This window comes from Methanobrevibacter sp. AbM4 (genome assembly GCF_000404165.1).
Classification (GTDB): Archaea; Methanobacteriota; Methanobacteria; order Methanobacteriales; family Methanobacteriaceae; genus Methanarmilla; species Methanarmilla boviskoreani.
Window position 1 is genome coordinate 1,092,910 of record NC_021355.1, and the last position, 19,443, is coordinate 1,112,352.

At 30.3% G+C, this 19,443-nt stretch carries 12 protein-coding genes; 2 read left to right on the forward strand and 10 right to left on the reverse strand.

Annotated features, from left to right (window positions below; all coding sequences use genetic code 11):
* Window positions 1–359: 359 nt before the first annotated feature.
* The gene (locus ABM4_RS04370) at window positions 360–5,126 is read right to left on the reverse strand and encodes a hypothetical protein (protein WP_016358465.1); all 4,767 of its coding nucleotides are present in this window, start codon (window positions 5,124–5,126) and stop codon (window positions 360–362) included.
* 253 nt (window positions 5,127–5,379) lie between these two features.
* Window positions 5,380–5,568, reverse strand: a complete 189-nt coding sequence (locus tag ABM4_RS04375; RefSeq protein ID WP_016358466.1) for a PspC domain-containing protein — start codon at window positions 5,566–5,568, stop codon at window positions 5,380–5,382.
* 298 nt (window positions 5,569–5,866) lie between these two features.
* Between ABM4_RS04375 and ABM4_RS04380 the strand changes: the two genes are divergently transcribed.
* Window positions 5,867–8,569, forward strand: a complete 2,703-nt coding sequence (locus ABM4_RS04380; protein WP_016358467.1) for a DEAD/DEAH box helicase — start codon at window positions 5,867–5,869, stop codon at window positions 8,567–8,569.
* 73 nt (window positions 8,570–8,642) lie between these two features.
* Window positions 8,643–8,948 (forward strand): hypothetical protein, encoded by a 306-nt coding sequence (locus ABM4_RS04385; protein ID WP_016358468.1) that lies wholly within the window; start codon window positions 8,643–8,645, stop codon window positions 8,946–8,948.
* 411 nt (window positions 8,949–9,359) lie between these two features.
* Here the strand turns inward: ABM4_RS04385 and ABM4_RS04390 are convergent, their stop codons facing one another.
* From ABM4_RS04390 to ABM4_RS04425, 8 genes are all read right to left on the reverse strand, one after another.
* Window positions 9,360–12,137 carry an AAA family ATPase gene (locus ABM4_RS04390; RefSeq protein WP_016358469.1) on the reverse strand — a complete coding sequence of 926 codons (2,778 nt, stop codon included), beginning with the start codon at window positions 12,135–12,137 and terminating at the stop codon, window positions 9,360–9,362.
* Window positions 12,137–13,279, reverse strand: coding sequence for a DNA repair exonuclease (locus tag ABM4_RS04395; RefSeq protein ID WP_016358470.1), 1,143 nt, complete (start codon window positions 13,277–13,279; stop codon window positions 12,137–12,139). The genes ABM4_RS04390 and ABM4_RS04395 overlap by 1 nt, the downstream gene beginning before the upstream one ends.
* Window positions 13,280–13,592: 313 nt before the next feature.
* Window positions 13,593–15,113 (reverse strand): ATP-binding protein, encoded by a 1,521-nt coding sequence (locus tag ABM4_RS04400; RefSeq protein ID WP_016358471.1) that lies wholly within the window; start codon window positions 15,111–15,113, stop codon window positions 13,593–13,595.
* A 208-nt stretch (window positions 15,114–15,321) separates the two neighbouring features.
* Window positions 15,322–16,242 carry a DNA double-strand break repair nuclease NurA gene (locus ABM4_RS04405; protein ID WP_016358472.1) on the reverse strand — a complete coding sequence of 307 codons (921 nt, stop codon included), beginning with the start codon at window positions 16,240–16,242 and terminating at the stop codon, window positions 15,322–15,324.
* Window positions 16,243–16,335: 93 nt separating this feature from the next.
* Window positions 16,336–17,085, reverse strand: coding sequence for a geranylgeranylglyceryl/heptaprenylglyceryl phosphate synthase (locus tag ABM4_RS04410; protein WP_016358473.1), 750 nt, complete (start codon window positions 17,083–17,085; stop codon window positions 16,336–16,338).
* Window positions 17,086–17,425: 340 nt separating this feature from the next.
* Window positions 17,426–17,572, reverse strand: coding sequence for a 50S ribosomal protein L40e (locus ABM4_RS04415; protein ID WP_016358474.1), 147 nt, complete (start codon window positions 17,570–17,572; stop codon window positions 17,426–17,428).
* Between the two features lie 287 nt (window positions 17,573–17,859).
* Entirely contained in the window at window positions 17,860–18,378 is a 519-nt protein-coding gene (locus tag ABM4_RS04420; protein WP_016358475.1) for a DUF367 family protein, read from the reverse strand.
* Between the two features lie 247 nt (window positions 18,379–18,625).
* Window positions 18,626–19,318, reverse strand: a complete 693-nt coding sequence (locus ABM4_RS04425; RefSeq protein ID WP_016358476.1) for a hypothetical protein — start codon at window positions 19,316–19,318, stop codon at window positions 18,626–18,628.
* Between the last annotated feature and the right edge of the window lie 125 nt (window positions 19,319–19,443).

Genomic DNA, 19,443 nt, shown 5'->3' on the forward strand with positions numbered 1-19,443 from the left:
TAAAAAAATTATTTGCTTATACCTTTAAAAGATTCTATTGACATAATTTTTTTAAAACTTAAATCCACTAATTTTTGCTAGATTAAATACAAAATTACATTTATTTTTAATAATACCCCTTTAAAATGAGACTTACTAAAAAAACATAAGTCCACTAATTTTTACTAGATTAAATACAAAATAATAATAAATCATTAAAACAAGTTATTTGATAAAAAAAAGCTATTTTAATTAGTAAAAGAATCATTTAAATACTTAAATCCATATTTAAAACTGAAAAAATCGAGTTTAATCAATTAATAAAAAAAGAATAAAATAGGGAATTATCCCTATATGGACAAATTTTAATTTTTAAAAGCCTATTTACGAACTGTGATTTTAGCGCTTGTAGATTTCACATTATAGTTACGTGTATCCTTAATGCTTACTTTAACAGTGTATTTTTTAGGATTAAGGTTAATCTTTAGGTATGCATAACCGTTAGCATCTGTAGTTTTAATATATGTCTTGCCACATACTGTAATCTTGACTTGAGTTGCCTTAATAGGTTTATTGTTTTTATCTAAAAGTCTAACTTTAAGATAGGTACCTTTCTTAATGTTTGTGTTAACTATTTTTAAGGTTGCTGGAATCTTAAGCACAGTGACATTTGCTGATAGTTTATTTGCTTTATAACCTAAATCATCAATAGCAACTGAAACATTGTATTTTCCGGAATATAGATTAATAGCCAAGGTAGCATAACCCATGGAATCGGTAGTCTTGTAATAGGTTTTACCACATACCGTGAAACTAACTTTCACATTTGAAATACCAACACCATTTAAGTCAACCAAACGTATTCTTAAATTGGATCCATTACCATAATACTTAACAAGATTTGAACCTTCAATAGTTACGTTTTGAGTCAAAACAGTAATATTAATAGGCACAGTCATATTGGAATATGCATATCCTTGGTTTTTAAGGAATACTGTTGCATTGTATTTACCAGGTAATGAATCGATAGCCAATTCTGCAATACCTGATTCATTAGTGGTGAGTTGGTAAATCTTGGTAGTATTGTTACCTAAATCGTATTTTACATAAACGTTTTGATCTGCAATTGGTTTACCATTCTTATTAGTTAAAACAACAACTAGATTAGTGCCGTTTCTATAATACTTTGTAATATTTGTATTAACTACTGTGACATTTACATAATATGATGGAATATTATCATATACATTATTGGTAGTATTTTCATTATTAACACTTGAATCTCCTAACAAATCATTAGCTACCAAGTAATTGTCAGTGACATTTGAGTTTGAGGATTTTCCTAAGTTAACAGCATAATCTCCATCGGTATAAATGTGGTTATTTTGAATGTTTGCGGTTTTACCGGCGGTATCCACTCCTGTAATAGTGAAGTTGCCATTTGCATAGATAGTGTTGTTTTGAATATCTGCAACCGCACTAGCACCATGTAAGTTTAAACCGATACCGGAAATTCCACTAACATTAATGTTATTGTTGTAAATATTTTCCTCAATTCCACCAGCACTAATACCATATCCACTAGAACCTACACCATAGATTGTATTGTTTGCAATAGTGGTGTAAGAAGGACCAAGATAACCCTCGGTATAAACAGGCTCTGTAAAGTTTAAAGCCTTAGCAGAAATGTAGTTATTTGAAATAGTACCGTTAGCCAATAAGGTTTGAACACCCCATGCACCATAACCAACAGACTCAGTATTAATATTGTTGTTAGTTACATTAAATGATGCATAAATATAATCATATGTATTATAATCATAGCCACCTAACAAGGACAAACCATATCCATAATTACTAGCTATTGTATTTATGATATTGTTATCTACTTTTGCATTAGGTGTGTTTTCAATGTATACGCCATAAATTGTATCATAGCTACCTTTAGTTTCATTATTGTAAATAGTAGACACATTGTTATTTGTAAAGATTAAATCTTTTGAGTTAGACACTTTAATATTTACGGATCTTGGATTTGCATTCCAATTTGCGTCATATCCCACTGCACAGGAAGGCAAGTAGGATTCAACCAAATTGTTATCAAAGTCAATATTATCAGAATCTAAAACATTAATTGCAATGTCCCTAAATTGATCATTGTCAGTACCATTTCCATAGAAATAGACCTTATTGTTAACAAAACTAAGATTATTTACAGATTCAACATCAACAGCAAATGAATCAACACCTTCACCGGAAGCGGTTACATTAATAATATTATCTGAAATATTAATATTGTTTCCACTAGCTATAATACCATTATCAAGTTCACCTTCCTTAGTATTGATAATTGTAAAATTATTAAAACCAATATTATCTCCTACTAACTGGACAATGATATCGTTTAAGGTAGCATTAACACCTATAGCGTTAATACCATCAGTAAGTGTAATAGATGTGATTCCAGGTAAACCAGCGAAAGGACCATTGAAAGTTAAGTTTGAACCTTTGTAAACTTTACCTAATAAATTACCATTAGAATCAAAGAACTCAAAGAATGTGTCATTGGTTAATGTGTAATTTGCAGGAGGTAAAGGATTATTGTTTGCAATAATATTTTTAAGGGTTTCATTAGTGTAAACACTATTATCTCCCATTAGACTATTTGCAACTAAAAAGTTATCTGTAACATTGGTATTATCAGATCCGGATATATTTACAGTATAGTTTCCGTCGGTATAGATGTGGTTATTTTGAATGTTTGCGGTTTTACCAGCGGTTTCCACTCCAGTAATAGTGGAATTACCATTTGCATAGATAGTGTTGTTTTGAATATCAGCAACCGCATCAGCACCATGTAAATTCAAACCGATACCGGAGATTCCAGTAACATTAATATGGTTGTTGTAGATGTTTTCCTCAATTCCACCAACACTAATACCATATCCACTAGAACCTACACCATAGATGGTATTGTTTGCAATAGTGGTATAAGAAGGACCAAGATAACCCTCAGTATATACAGGCTCTGTAAAGTTTAAAGCCTTAGCGGAAATATTGTTACCTGCAATTGTACCGTTAGCCAATAAGGTTTGAACACCCCATGCACCATAACCAAAAGACTCAGTATCAATATTATTGCTAGTTACATTAAATGATGCATAATTATAATTCTGTGTATTATAATCATAGCTACCTAACAAGGACAAGCCATATCCATAATTATTAGATAATGTATTAATCTCATTAATATTTATGGTAGCATTTGGTGTGTTTTCAATGTATACCCCATAAATTGTATCATAACTACCATTAGTTTCATTATTGTAAATAGTGGATACATTGTTATTTGTAAAGATTAAATCTTTTGAATTAGATATTTTAACATTTACGGATCTTGGATTTGCATTCCAATTTGCATCATATCCAACTGCACAGGAAGGTAAATAAGATTCAACTAAATTGTTATTGAATCTAATATTATCAGTATCTTGAATATTTATTGCAATATCTCTAAATTGACCATTATCAGTACCATTTCCATAGAAATAAACTTTATTATTTTCAAATGTGAGATTTTTAATGGTCTCAGCATCTATGGCAAATGAATCAACATCTTCACCGGAAGCAGTCACATTAATAATATTATCTGAAATATCAATATTGTTTCCACTAGCTATAATACCATTATCAAGAAGACCGTCTTTTGTATTGATAATTGTAAAGTTATTAAAACCAATATTACTTCCTACCAATTGAACGATGATATCGTTTAAGGTAGCATTAACACCTAAAGCATTGATACCATCAGTAAGTGTAATGGATGTGATTCCAGGTAAACCAGAAAAGACCCCATAGAAACTTAAATTAGAACCTGCTGGAACAGTACTTAATAAATTACCATGTGAATCAAAGTAATTAAAGAAGGTTGAATTGGTAATTATACCAAAAACATCGGTATTTAAATCACTATTGTTTTCATAAACAACATTTCCAGTACCATTATTTAAAATCTCTGAATCCTTGTATGTATTATTACATATTATATTATTTTTAAGAATTAAATCATCAGCTTCAGAGTCTTCATCAGAGGTATAAGCTAATTTGACTTGCTCAAATGTAGAGTTAACAGCTTCATTATTATATATTTTTGAATTGGAAATTGTTAAGTTTCCACGATTTACAAATATAGCCTCTCCATGGTATCCTGCATTACTAGCCTCTACTTTATTATTAATTATAGTAGAACCAATAATGTTCATATTTCCCCTATTCCATATCACAGAATCGGCAACACCATTAGAATTAGATATTGTTGTATTTACAATAGTACAGTTGGAAGTTTTATCATTATTATATATTGTACCATACATGAAAGAGGAATCATCATCAACAATAAATGATGTATTATCTATTACAGAATTAGAGATAATGTAACTGGTATTCTCCCCTTCAAGACGTATTGCACCAGTACCCTGGGAACGACCACATTTAGAGTTTTTAAAGGTACAATTATCTATAGTTCCAACACCACTTGTACATAAATATACAACCCCTCTGGAGGTCGTAATATTATCAAATACACAATTTTTAACGTTTACAGTTTCATTTCCTTCTAAATCTAAAAGAACAACACGTCTTCCAGATAGTTCTATATCCTTAAAAGTCAAATTGACTAAAGATAAGCTAGAACCGTCCTCACTTAAATCAATTATAGATGAGGTTAATGATGAGGTAATAATTACCTTACCTTTCTCCTGACCTATAATGGATAGAGAGTGATTCTCGGGAATAACGATCTGATCTTCCAAATTATAGTTTCCATTAGCAATATATATTGTATCCCCATTTGAGGACTTATCTACAGCATTACTAATAGATTTATAGGGAGCATTTTGACTTCCGTCTTCACTATCACCAGCATATGTATTATTTACATATATGGTTTTTTCCTGATCTGCCAAAACATTTCCATTGTTGTCATTAGTTAAAATGTTTGCATTGGTATGATTTACCTGACTGATAGACGTATCAGACTGGCTTAAATCATTAGTGTCATTTGTATCTGCTGCACTTATCATGTTAAAACTAACAAATATTAGTAAAACTAATAAGAGGCAGTAAACAAACCTTTTATTATTTTTCATAATTTTTTACCACCAAATTCATTATAAAGCTAATTTTAAAAATTATAAAACAAACTTTATATTAATAAATCTAGGATAATTTATATAAAAGTATTTCTATTAATTCAACAATTGTTTAAAAAAGAACTTAAAAAAATAAAATTAGTCAAAAAATAGATTTCAAGTTAAAATAAGACCCATAAAGAAAAAAACATATGAAATTCAAACAAATAATAAAAATTAAAAAAAGTAATTATTTAAGCATGAGTTAAATTTAATACTCTTCAGGTATAATCAACCAGGCAATTAAATAAACAAATACACCTGCACCTTTAAACAATATCAGGATAATCCAAAGAATCCTAATTAAATTGGAATCCATATTAAAATAATCTGCAAGTCCGCCACATACACCTGCAAGAAATTTATCATCTCTAGAACGGTATAGTTTTTTACCACTCATAATATCACTTTAAATCTAGAAAATTAAATTTAATAATTAGTATAATATTTAAAATTCTATACATATTAAATTATTGAAAAATTCAAATAAATTCCAGAATAATAATTTATAAAATATAAAATTAGAAAATAATTAAGACATTATTTATTATTTAACATAATAAATTTATTAAAAAAAGAAATATTAAAATAGTATTTTAAGAAATAATAATTAATATATTAATTTTTAATAAATAAAATCTTTTTTTTAAATATTAAGTTAACTTTTATTATAAAAGATTTGATTTTTAGAGGATAGTATGTCTAATTTAAATATTGATAAATTCAAGGAAGATATTCGTTTTAAAAATAAAATTGAATATATTGAAACCATTCCTGCACATAAAGCTAGTTTTAAAAAGGTTGATGGTCTCCATGAATCAATTCTTGACTATCTATCACGCAAAAAAATTAGCCTATATACCCATCAGGCTAAGGCATATAATCTTGTAAAGAAAGGTAGAAACATAATTGTTACAACCCCTACTGCCAGTGGTAAAACTTTATGTTTTAATTTGCCAATCCTTGATGATTTAATAAGAGATGAGAATGCTACAGCATTATATATTTATCCTGCAAAAGCATTGGCCCACGATCAATTAGACGTACTTAAAAACTTTGAGAAGGAATTGTTAATAGATTTAAAGCCTGCTTGTTATGACGGTGATACCCATAAACAAGACAAATACCGCATTAGACAGAAATCAAGAATAGTTTTAACCAACCCATATCAACTACATCATATCCTATCCTGGCATCACCAGTGGAAAAGATTCTATTCCCATTTGAAATATATTGTAATAGATGAATCCCATTATTACAAAGGAATTTTCGGATCCAATGTTGCGCTTTTAATAAGACGGCTTAAACGTATTGCCAATTACTATGGTTCCAATCCCCAGTTTATTTTATCCTCTGCAACACTTGCAAATCCTTTGGAACATGCAAATAAGTTAACAGGAAAAGAGTTTGAATTAATATCTGAGGACGGTTCAGGTAGTGGTGAGAAAGATTTTATTTTATATAATCCCTATAAGAACTTTAAGAAAACCAAGAGAAACAAGGACAAGGAACCGAGTATTCACCAGGCTACGGAATTCATATTTATGTATCTTATTTTAAAGAATATACAGACATTATGTTTTACTGTTTCACGTAAAACTGCAGAGCTTATTGCTTTATGGACCAAAAGGGATTTGACAGAACATAAAAGTAAATTAATCAATAGGGTCACTGCATACAGGGCAGGTTATCTTGCAAGTGACAGACGTGAAATTGAGGAAGGCTTAAAATCAAGAAAATATCTGGGCGTTACAACAACAAACGCATTGGAACTCGGTATTAATATCGGTACCCTGGATGCAGTAATCATTTCAGGCTATCCTGGAACAATGGTTTCCACTTGGCAACAGGGAGGAAGATGTGGACGAGGTGAAAACAAGTCATTGGTAATACTTATTGCATTTGAAAATCAATTAGACCAATATTTCATGAAAAACCCTGAGTTTTTCTTTGGAAGATCACATGAAAATGCAATCATTGATTTAAAAAATGAAATTTTACTTAAATCCCATCTTATATGCGCCTCAAATGAACTGCCACTTAGAAAAGAGGAAATTAAAGAATTTTCCCCAGAACTTTCAAAGGAAGACACCGAATATCTAATGGATGAGTTATGTGATAGTAATTCCATAATTAGAAATAAGAAAGGGGAATACTATTATCCATATGATGACAGTCCCTCTTTCAAACACTCACTTGACCAGTTATCCAACAATACATTTAAAGTAATGTGTGGAAAAAAACTCATTGAGGTTATGGAATTATCCCAGGTATACTCAGAGGCGTATGAGGGTGCTGTTTTAATACATCAAAGCGAAACCTATATTGTCACCAACATTAACTTCAAACAGCATTATGTGAATGTCATAAAAAAGGATGTGCCATACCACACTACCGTACTCAAGGATACGAATATTAAAATACTGGAAAAGCTTAAAAAGGTCAAAATTGGAAACTTCACAGTTCATTTCGGTATTTTAGAAGTCAGGGAAAACTTTGACAGATATAAGAAATACCATTTCTCAGACATAATCGGAACATACAATTTGGACTTGCCACCTTTGAGATTTAAAACCAAGGGATTATGGTTTACAGTTGATGAAAAAATAAAGGATGATTTGGAAGAGAAATACCCCGATAAAAAAGAGGTATTTCCAGGAGGCCTTCATGGTGCTGAACACGCATTAATCGGCTTGTTCCCATTACACACCATGTGCGATAGGTTTGATATTGGAGGAATGTCTACAAACTACCATGAGGATACACAGGAGGCAACAATCTTCATATATGATGCATATGAAGGTGGAATCGGTATTACAGAAAAGGCGATAGATGTATTCTATGAACTTGTAAAATCAACCAAGCAACTACTCGACACCTGTGAATGTGAGGACGGCTGTCCAAAATGTATTTATTCACCTAAATGTGGTAACGATAATAAACCATTAGACAAGAATGCCACGAAATATATTCTGGATTATATCTATGATGAGCTATCAGATGACCCTGAGAACATTCAGGTAATTGATGATATAGACCAATTAAATAGAAATCTAAAGAGAAACAAGATTCGAATAGAATCAAATAATAGGGACAAGGCCTATAAAAAAATACAGAAATCCGTGGAAACTGAATTTAATGAGGTTGAAAACAAATATGTTGAGGCCCTAGATTACTATGACCAAGGAAATTACAGTTATGCCAAGGACATACTTACCGAAATAATAAATATGGATAGAAATTATTCAAATGCATGGTATTTGATTGGAGACATTTTAAATCAACAGGGAGATATTAAAGGAGCTTTAAATTTCTTGAAAAAAGCAATTTCCATTAATCCGTCACATGTGAATGCGAACGATTTATATTTAGAACTAAAAGAGGAGATTAATAATTCCTAAAAAACAATAAAAATTTATATTGATATAATATAAAGATAAGAAATAGCTATTTCAATATTTTATGGTGGTAATAATGATATCAAAGGAAGAAAAGAATGCGATAAATAACGAGGTTGTAGGTCAAATCAATGATGTTTTAAAGAAATATGACTGCGAGTTTGAAATGGATAAACTATCTGTATTAAACTTGTCAGATTGTGTAACTTTCCTTGGAAACTTTAGAGTGCAGGATGAGTCCAAATTGGATTCAATCAATAAGGAAGTTAAAGAGATCTTATCCAAGTATGATAAATTAACATATAACTCCCAGCATATTACACCATGTTGTTCCTTACCTTACACCGCAGTAAGTTTCAACTTTAAGGTAAAAAACAATTAAAGGTTTATAAAAAACTTATAAACCAGTATAAAAAATTAAGAGTTTAATGGCATTACTAAAAAAAATATTATTCTGAGATAAAGATCATATTACAAAAGAGGAAAAAAATAGTTTAGATTCTGAGAATAGAAAACTCAAGGAAAAAAAATAAGAACTAGAAAGATTTAAAATGATTTTTCTAAATCAGATAGTTAGAAAATTACAAAACCACTTATAGGTCTTAAAAGGAATTAATACTAAACTTATTCCTTTTTAGATTATTTTTAAATAAAAAGAACTGTTTTTTATATAATAATTATAATATATACAAAATTGCCAAAAAAAGAAGTAAAAAAAATCTAATTCTATTCAACACATACTACCGAAATTAAAAGAAATAATTAAGTAATAAAAGTAGAATAGAATCTAATTCTATTCAACACCTATTACCTGGGAAATACCATCTTTTTTACCTATTTTTATAAGGGAATCAGCGGCATTCTCTAATTCTTCATCATGAGTTACAATAATCATCTGTGGAAGTGAGGACATTTTTCTTAAAAGATCTATTAATTCATGTCTACGGAAACTATCAAGATGTATTGTAGGTTCATCTAAGAGTATTGTCTCCATAGCTCCACTACTCATGGCTTTTGTAATACCTAATCTTAATGCAAGTGCAATAGCTATTTTTTCACCACCACTCACCATATCCAAGGTAGATTCTCCCTCAGGTCCATATAAACTAACATTAAATTCATCATCCAATATTAAATCAGAATAATCAAAATTGAACTCTTCAAAGAATTCCTTTGTGTATTTTTGAATGGTAGGTCTTGAAAGTTTTCTTAAATCCTCTTGCATTCCGTCCTTTGAGAATAAGAATCTGATCTCATCCAAGAAACTTACGAAAGTTCGAATATCTTCATATTCTTTCTGTAACCTTGTATATTCTTTTTGTTCCTTGATTAATGAATCAATTTGTCCCCCAAGAGCAATAGCTTGTCCTTCTATTTTAGAAACCTCTGATTGTAACCTTTTCAATTTTGTCTCAACAGTTGCCAAATTAGAAACAAGTGTATTATATGCTTCCTCATCATATTTTATTAGTTGAATATTCTTACGATAATTATCTACAAGGTTCTGTGTTGAACTTAAAGACTCTTTTTTAGTCAATAGCTGTGATTCAATGGAACCCTTAATTTTAACATAACCCTTAAGTTGATTGTATCTTGTTTCCTTCTCTTTCAAATTGTCAATTCTGTAGGACAATTCCTCTTCGGTAATCTCAGTTGTTAGATGACTATCCTTATTAATGGCCAATTTAATCTTCCTAACCTGGAAGTCCCAATCATCATTTATATTGGCAATCTTATGGTCAATTTCATTGATTGAAGGTCTTTCATCTAAAAGTCCTTTAGCTTTCATATATTTAAAGTAACCTTCTTTAGAAAAGTCTCTTTTTTCAGACTCGGATTCTATGGCCTTAGCTAATTTATTAACCATATCACGACTTGACTCTTTAGCCATGATTTCCTTATCAAGATTATCTAGTTTATTTTTATTGTTTTCAATCTTATTTACCAGGTAAATATTCTCAGAAATGTCATCCTTTATTGAATTTAGTCTATTTATTCTAGCTTTAATCCCGGATTTTTCCTTATCCAAAATAACCAAATCCTTATTATTCTGGGTAATTCGTTTTCTACTATTGATTATAGATTTTTTATATGATTTCTTTAAGTCCAATTTTTTCTGATTGCTAATATCAGACTGACATATCGGACATTTATTACCTACGGAATCTAATTCTTCCAATGGTTTTTCTGATGTTTTGATATTATCTTCACAGATTGCTATTTCTGATTTTTTATTAGATTTCTCATCATCTATCTTAGTGATTCTATATTCTGAACTTTGAATCTCATCGGATATTACCTTATGAATTTCACCTAGTTCTTTATCCTTTACATCATCAATACCGTCCTTAGCTAATTTTTCAGAAATAGCTATTTTAAAGTCTTCCAAATCATTATTATCTTTGTTGAATTCCTTTTCTAAAATTGATTTGTCTTCCAAGTATTTATCTAGAACCTTAACGTCCCCATCAACTTTAGATTTATCATCCCTTAGATCTTCAATGATTTTTTCAAGACGTGAATAATCTTCATATGATGTTTTATTCTCCTCCAAGATTTCCTTTTGCTTAGATACAATATTTTTATCCTCCTCAAGACCGTCCCTTGTATGTTTTAAATCAATGAGTCTTTTAGAAGCTTCCTGAAATTCAAGATATACTGGTAATTTATTTACATACTTTTCCAATTTTTGAATCTCGGATTCCGCTTTGGTAATTTCATCTAGTTTATTTTGAAGATCGTTTTTCTCGGATTTAAGCCTATCAATCTCATTTAAACCATTATCCAATTTTATTTTAATATTGTTGAACTCCTCTTTATTAGCTTCTAAGAAAACCTTTTTACTATTTAACTCATCGAAGTTTTTCTCAGTTTGAATGCACTCCTGTTCAACATTGATTCCATCTTTTTTAAGGTCCTCATATTCGGCTTTTTTATTTTTAAGTTCTTCTTCCACATCCGTTTTTTTAGATAATTTACCTTTTAGCTCGGATTCCTTATGTTCAAAATCATTTATAAATGGCCTTAAGTTATTATATGATTTTTCAAGTGAATCAATACCCAACAATTTAGCAATAAGTTTCTTTTTCTCCGCAGATGTCTTACTTACAAGCTCCGCAATCTCACCCTGTCTTACATATATCGCATTCAAGAACAGATCTGAATCCATTTGAAGTATTTTCTGGATTTCCGCTGTAACGTTCTTATCATTTTCACAGATTACACCATAGCTAAAATCAGAATCATCATTCATATTCGGTTTTTTAATATATAACATTGCTTTGGAACTGGTTTTATCACGGGTTCTTACAACCTTATAATGGTTTCCATTAGAGGTGAATTCCAAACTTACACTCATAGCATTATATGCTGAATTATCCTTTGATGATCTCATAAGATCATTAATTGTTCTGGCAGAGTGTTGTTTAAATAATGCGAAACTAATAGCCTCAAATATTGAAGATTTACCAGCACCATTTTCCCCTACAATCAAGGTTATACCAGAGTTAAACTTAATATCTGTGTTTAAATGGGACTTGAAATTCTTAAGTTGTAATCTATCAAATATCATTATTCGTCACCTCCATAATGTTTAGTGTAAAATGTTTCAATGGTATCCTCGGCTTCCTCCAGATTGTCCTTTGATAATTCATCAAATAGGCTAATTGCAAAATTAACTATATCCTCGCCCTCATCCTCTAATTTTTTTGAGATAATCTTGTTAATATCAATCGGGCCATCATCAACAGGACCAATATCCACCACATCCTTTTCCATAAGATTGAATGTAGGTCTAAAAAGTAGGGTCAAATCTGAAAGCTCCCTATTTAGATAATCATATACTTCAGCACCTGAGAAATCTGAACCTGTAATAGTTAAATTTACAACCGGAGGTAATTTAAGAGATTTGATATAATTTTTAATCTTAAGAATATTGTTATTTAATGTTTCATACTGAATATTTTCATTTATAAACTCCCTTGGAAGATCTATAGAAATTCTTTCTGTATTAACCTCACCATCCTCCATATCAACAAGTACAAATCCCTTTCCATTTTTTTTGTAGTCTGCCAATTCATTAGATTTCCATATTTCCGTTGAACCGGGATATACCAATCGACCTTCACCATATGAATCATTAATATAATTGTGAAGGTGACCTAATGCATAGTATGAGAAATTGGTAGGCAAATCCCCAATAGCCAATTCAGACTGTGGTATATATTTATCAATGCCCTGATGTAAAATGAGAATTTTATTCTTATAGCTGCTTGCCTTATGTGAAAGCTTAGTCATCTTTTCCTTTAGGATGTCGTTTCTTGACTGTGGCATATATGGTACACCACCAATAAATAAATCCTCAATTTTATAGTAAGGTTTTATAGGACTTATCAAGTTCAAACCACTGTTTTTAAATAATACCTGAGGTGGAATAGGATTTGATCTTCTTGACAAATCATGATTACCTGCAATAGCATAAATAGGTATTTCTGCTTTATTTAATTCCTTAATAGCTCTTTGAACTACTAAAAGTGCATCGGTTGTTGGACGTGGTGTTTCAAATAAATCCCCACTATGAATTACAAAATCAACATCCAAATCTATAATTTTATCTATAATATTTTGAAAAGCAGCGGCAAAGTCTCTTTCACGTTCCACTTTACCATACTGCCTATAACCTAAATGAGTATCTGATAGATGTGCAAATTTCATTTTATCACATTTTCTTAAGAATTAATCTATAAATAAGTAATAGTTTTATAAAATTAAATAAATTATATAAATATCTATTTAAATTAACATATATATTTTATTTTTTAATAGGCGATTTTAAAAATCGATTTAAACAATTTAAAAAATAGTTTTAAAATTCCAGTTTTAACTAAAAACCATAAAAGGATACATAAATACAAATTGAAATAAATTGAAATAAATAGAAAAATGAAATAATTATTTTTGATTTAATAATTTAATAAAGACTATTTAACCAAATTGAAAAATAAAAAAAAGATGATTTTTAGATAGTCTAGTAGAAACCATCCAATTGCTCGGATTCATATCTTTGTCTTTCTAGATCCTCCTCTTTATCCTTAATGCTTTGACTCCAAGCTCCAACAATATCGATATCTCCACCAACGGAGCGGCCTTTAAATTCATCAATCTTTACAAGTGTTGGAACCTTGGTCATCAGTCCTAAAACTAAAGCCTCACCAATATTTAAAGAAGGTAACTGACCTACCAAATCATCTGATAAAGATTCGCTTGCAGCCTGAACATGTTTCTGGTCTTTAGGTTCCACAAGCCTTAAGATGATCATATTGTTTGCCTGGGACAATGCGTCCTGGTCTACTGTTTTAGGTGATTGGCTTACAAGACATAGGCCCAAACCAAACTTACGGCCTTCACGGGCAATTCTTTGAATCCAATATTTACACTTAGTATTCCTATTATTAGGAGCTAAAATATGAGCCTCCTCTAAGACACAGAATAAAGGAAATCCCAGTTTGGTCTTATCTCCATGAACATAATCTTTTCTACTTTTTAAGGCTGTTCTTAATACATGTTGAACTAAAACCTCTGCAACCCTCTCATCCACCTGACCTAAATCAATGATATTGGCCTGCCCTAATTTGATATTGGATAAAATATCGGAGGCATTGGAATTAAATAGATTGCCATATCTTGAAATCATATCATCGATTTTGTTTAAAACATCGGTCATTCTATTTCTATCCTTTGAATCATAATTATCCTCATCCAAGGACCATCTTTCAAGTATCGCACGTATATTTTCTAAAAAATCATTTGACGCGTGTATTCCTTCCCTTATCTCGCTTTTTGCTTGTTTAAATGCCTTTCTCAAATATCTTTCCTGTATGAATGCACTGCTACTTTTAATGTTTGCAAGGTCCAATAATTCTGAAAATTCCATATAAAGCGGATTTAATATAGGCTGTATAACATTCACATCACCATTTGTAAATTCCGCACCCACATACTCTGAGTGCATATCAAATATCAAGGGACAGCCATTCTTCTGAAGTAATCCGTCAATAAGCACACTTACGGTATTAGATTTACCTGCACCTGTCATAGCAAGTATTGCAAGATGTCTTGAAACCATCTTATTAATATCAACATTCACCTCAACATTTTCATTAGAGATAAGATGTCCCAATTTAAGACCATTCGAATCCCTGAATACCTTATCAAGGACTTCATCACTTGCAAGTTTAATCTCGGTTCCTGGCTGTGCAGGTGTTCTAGGTATCTTTAAATGGTCCACATCTCCAAGTATTCTTACAGAACCCTTAATGTAATAGTCATCACCTTCAATATTCCTAATTCTCTCAATCGTATCCGGATCATATATGTCCACATTTAAAGATACGCTTCCACGTACCAAGGATTCAATCATACCCAATATGATCTTATTATCATACTCCAATGTAACATATTCACCCATTTTAGGCATTTTCTTAGATATAAAACTTACATTTGTAAGTGAGGTTTCACCTACACATCTTCCTATAACATTGTCTTCCATTCTAACACCCTTAAATGATTTAAACAAAATAAACAAATTAAATTTCCATTAATACCTTAAATAGCAATCCTAAATAAATCAAATAAAAAATAAACCAATTAAATTTCCATTAAAACATCAAATAGATTAACCGTAATCAGATTTCCATACCAATTTAATCAATTATCATCATTTGGCCTAATAGTTTCTGATAAATCCAATGAAAAAGCTAATTTAACATTTCCCTACCTGACTTTTCATATAATCCCACAATCTCCGCAAGCTCCAAAATGTTTTTATTATGAATTACAACCTCATTATGAGCTTTCTTAAGAAGATAGGGATAACCTTCAATAGATTCCCTTTTGATTATGGAAACCACCTTTTCAATTTCCTTCTTATTTGCGCGATATGGTAGCTCCACCTTCAATACATTTTTATAATCCTCAAGTCTTAGATAAAAGACCGTAAACTCCAATGATTTAAAGTAATTGTCCATTATTGGAAAATCATAGGTAAACTCATCTTTGACCTTCTTATAAATCGGATTCGAATATCCCTTTAACTTATTAAAACGTTGAAATATTGACATATCCGGAATATTGCTGTGGAAATATTCATTGGTTGTTGAAGTTTTTGAAATAGCCATTAAACCTTTATCAAACTTCAAGAGATTATACATACACTCCAGTTTAGATGTATAGATATCCTTAAGTTTTTCCTCATATGGAAATATCCTGAATAGATCCCCATAAACAGACCCGTCAATCATATAATAGTCGATACCGTAATCGTTGAAACATTTTACAGCATTGTCAATCTCGAAAAGGTTCATCTTATTTCTAAGTTTATCTGTAAAATTCTTTTGATGCTCGGCAATATTGAAATCAACCTTTTCAATTGAATCCAAACCGTTATTCCTATTATAAATGTAACTAACAGCCCCAACGGCATAAAGGTTAAATGCCAAGAATTTACGTGAAGAATAGCTGCCATCACCTGCGGCTGTCTTAAAGTTATCATTTGACTCTTGAATATCTGTGAAGTTCCAAAATTTATCTATGTCAAAATCTGATTGTTCAAAATCTTCAATCTCCTTTTGAATTGAATCCTTCTTTTTAATTGCTTCCAAATATAATGATTCTAACACATTAAGTCCTCAATTTATATAATAATTTCCAAATATGAAAATAGTGTAAAAAAAAACAGTAAAAAAAGTAAAATAATAAATAAAGTTTAATATTTATTCTTGTGAAGCCTTCCTAATTCCAGAAACTATTTCCCTGACTTTATTTGTAACGTCATCTGTTTCTTCAACAACAGTTCCTGTAACTATTATATCTGCTCCAGCCTTAGCAGCAATGTATGATGATTCGGCATCTCTAATACCACCACCAACAACCAACATAACATCGGTTGCAGCCTTAGTATAAGCTATCATTTCAGGAGGTATTTGTTTATCTGCACCGGAACCAGCTTCAAGATAGACATATCTCATACCGAATGATTCTGCAGCCATTGCGTATGCCGCTGCGATTTTAGGTTTATTGCGTGGTATAAGTTTAGCTTCACCTACCCATCCAACAGTTCCACCAGGTTCCACAACTATATAACCCATTGGAATCCTTTCAATACCTGATTTTTTAACACCATATGCCCCGATACTTTGAGCTCCAACAATGTAATATGGATTGCTTGAGTTAAGATAGCTCATAAAGAATATGGCATCTGCATATCTGCTAACATTTGATGAATTACCTGGGAAGATAATGATAGGTAAATCAATATTTTCTGATAAAGCCTTACAGGTGGAATCCACTTGATACTGATCAACAGTAGAGCCCCCAATCATAATACCATCAGTTCCACCTTCAATAGCTGCTTTTGCAATTTTAACAGCATCCTCAGCTGATTGTTCATCTGGATCAATCAATGTTAAATGTAGAACATGATCTTTTCTAATTTCATTAAATTGTTCTTCAACAATATTCATAGATTATCCCTTTAATAAATAATTGGTTAATTAAAAATTATTCCATAGAATAAAATAAATCATAATTATATTTTTTATCATCTTATTATAAAAATTTTATTTATTTAAACATTATTTTAGGAATACCCATATAAATAAAAATTAATGATTATTAAATTGACCAATATTATGATTGATAAATCCTAATTCAAATAAGAATAGCCAAATCCCAACAGTTAAAAACTGATAAATTTCAATTCCAATAAAAATAGATGAAAACCAATAAACAGTTAAAATTAATAAAAAATAGTATATTATTTATTTTTGCAAAATAAATAAAAAATGATTAAAGAGAATAAATTTATCCTCTAGGTTCTTTTGCTTTGAATCTTAATCCTTTGTAACCACATTTTCTACAATTTGTAGCAGCAGCAGGATTACGAGCTCCACATTTTAAGCAAATTTTTACATTAAAGAGTCTTTCTTCAGCTTCTTCAAATTTTGCCATGATTAATCCTCCCTATAAAAATAATTAGTAAAAAAACACTAATCCAATGATTAGCTATGATAAAATTATAATGAAAATAAGTCTATTCATTACTATTATTAAAATATATTGTATTAATAGTATTTAAAGGTTAGGTATTTTAAAGATAATTTCAATAAAAAACCAAGATTTTAATAAAATTAAATATTATTTTATTTAAAATACCAATCCAATAAAACACGTAATTTTAAAAACCAATATAAAATATCAATTCAATAAAAACCCAGTTTTTAAAAAACTAATATGGACTATTCCTTATACTGATTTAAAAACTGATTTTGAACATCCACAACTTCCGCACTGGTTTCCTGTTCACTATATAACTCCAAAAGATCATGATTCAATTCTATAAATGTATGACCCCATTTAAATCCGTCCATTAAATCTTTGGCCTTATCTTTAAAACCTGTAATATAGAATGTTGCGGCAATAGCTTCAACGGTAGATAATGTACATGGCTTTCCATAATTTACGGGATTTGTAGCTATTAGAAACGGAAGTGATCTGTGATATTTTGAAAGTGAGAAGAATGTTGCAGATTTGTTAACTTTATTCCAGGAACAATCAAGACCTACCACTCCCCTTTTCTCCACATATTTCCTATCTTCCATTGACACTGATTTATCACTAAATGGATTAAGAACAATGGCTCCCCTTGGAATTTTACGAATCTTATAAACCAATCTGGCTTTACCTTCCTTTTCAAGTTTTATAGCAGTACACTTTTTCTTATCACATTCATTAGCATGAAAAATTGTAACATCCATAATAAAACCTTTCTTAAATATTAAATAACCTATTCTATTTATATTTAATCTCATTAATATAATATTCCTTAAATCTAATAAAAATTTAAGATTCCCCTAATGAAAATAGAACCAGCACACTAATCATGTCCCAAACAGACACCCCTCGGGAAAATATAGAAAGACAAATATCTTAAAAACAAGGCCTCAAAGAAAAAAGATAATCAATTGAAAATTTTAAAAAAAAAATAAAAAAAGGAAATAAAAATTAAGCAGATGCATTAGTTCCATTTGTTAGATTTCCTGCTTTATATGCATCAACATATTTAACCAAAGTATTGTAATCTGATTTGGATACACCTAACATATCATATACTTTAGGAGCATTGTTTGAATGTTTAACTTCAATTGATCTTAATAATGGCTCTATGTAATTTGCATATAAATCGCAGTAAGTTGAACCATCACATTTAACAGTACCGTTAGATATTACATATATAAGATAACTTTGTCCGTCCTTCTGTGCGGAACAGATATATACATTGTAAATCGCCTGGGAACTGTTGCCCGCTGTAGAATTATTTACAGCCTGTGATGTTGGAACAGCAGTTGAATAATAAATTGTCCAATTTAAACCATTATACTCACGGTATTCCGGTTCAGGTAATCCGCTTTGAATTTGAAGAATATCTAAAATCAAAGTATCATTATCACATGAAGACATGTTATATTCGATACCATTTGATTTATCTTTATAACTTGCTCCCCAATCCTTAAACTTGCTGGAGGTATTAGCCGGAGACTGTTCTGTTACATTTCCCTGAAATGAACCACTCATAAACTTATTGTCAAATGGAGTAGTATCCTCGCCTATTCCAAAAGGATGTAAAGCAAAAACACCTATAACTACAGCAATAATTATAATGAGAGCAGCTATACCAATTAAATATTTTCTTTCCATTTAGATTCCTCTCTATTTTAACCTCTATCTAAATAAAATTATTTTATCTCAGAGTTAAAATATAAAATAAAATTATTTTATTCTCGATATAAAGTTTTATTCATATTATATATACTTTTTAGTAT

Excerpts from the sequence above, each read along its gene's own strand:
- ABM4_RS04425 (WP_016358476.1), bottom strand. The coding sequence starts at position 19,318 with ATGGAAAGAAAATATTTAATTGGTATAGCTGCTCTCATTATAATTATT.
- ABM4_RS04400 (WP_016358471.1), bottom strand. The coding sequence starts at position 15,113 with ATGGAAGACAATGTTATAGGAAGATGTGTAGGTGAAACCTCACTTACA.
- ABM4_RS04390 (WP_016358469.1), bottom strand. The coding sequence starts at position 12,137 with ATGATATTTGATAGATTACAACTTAAGAATTTCAAGTCCCATTTAAAC.
- ABM4_RS04385 (WP_016358468.1), top strand. The coding sequence starts at position 8,643 with ATGATATCAAAGGAAGAAAAGAATGCGATAAATAACGAGGTTGTAGGT.
- ABM4_RS04410 (WP_016358473.1), bottom strand. The coding sequence starts at position 17,085 with ATGAATATTGTTGAAGAACAATTTAATGAAATTAGAAAAGATCATGTT.
- ABM4_RS04395 (WP_016358470.1), bottom strand. The coding sequence starts at position 13,279 with ATGAAATTTGCACATCTATCAGATACTCATTTAGGTTATAGGCAGTAT.
- ABM4_RS04370 (WP_016358465.1), bottom strand. The coding sequence starts at position 5,126 with ATGAAAAATAATAAAAGGTTTGTTTACTGCCTCTTATTAGTTTTACTA.
- ABM4_RS04420 (WP_016358475.1), bottom strand. The coding sequence starts at position 18,378 with ATGGATGTTACAATTTTTCATGCTAATGAATGTGATAAGAAAAAGTGT.
- ABM4_RS04375 (WP_016358466.1), bottom strand. The coding sequence starts at position 5,568 with ATGAGTGGTAAAAAACTATACCGTTCTAGAGATGATAAATTTCTTGCA.
- ABM4_RS04380 (WP_016358467.1), top strand. The coding sequence starts at position 5,867 with ATGTCTAATTTAAATATTGATAAATTCAAGGAAGATATTCGTTTTAAA.
- ABM4_RS04415 (WP_016358474.1), bottom strand. The coding sequence starts at position 17,572 with ATGGCAAAATTTGAAGAAGCTGAAGAAAGACTCTTTAATGTAAAAATT.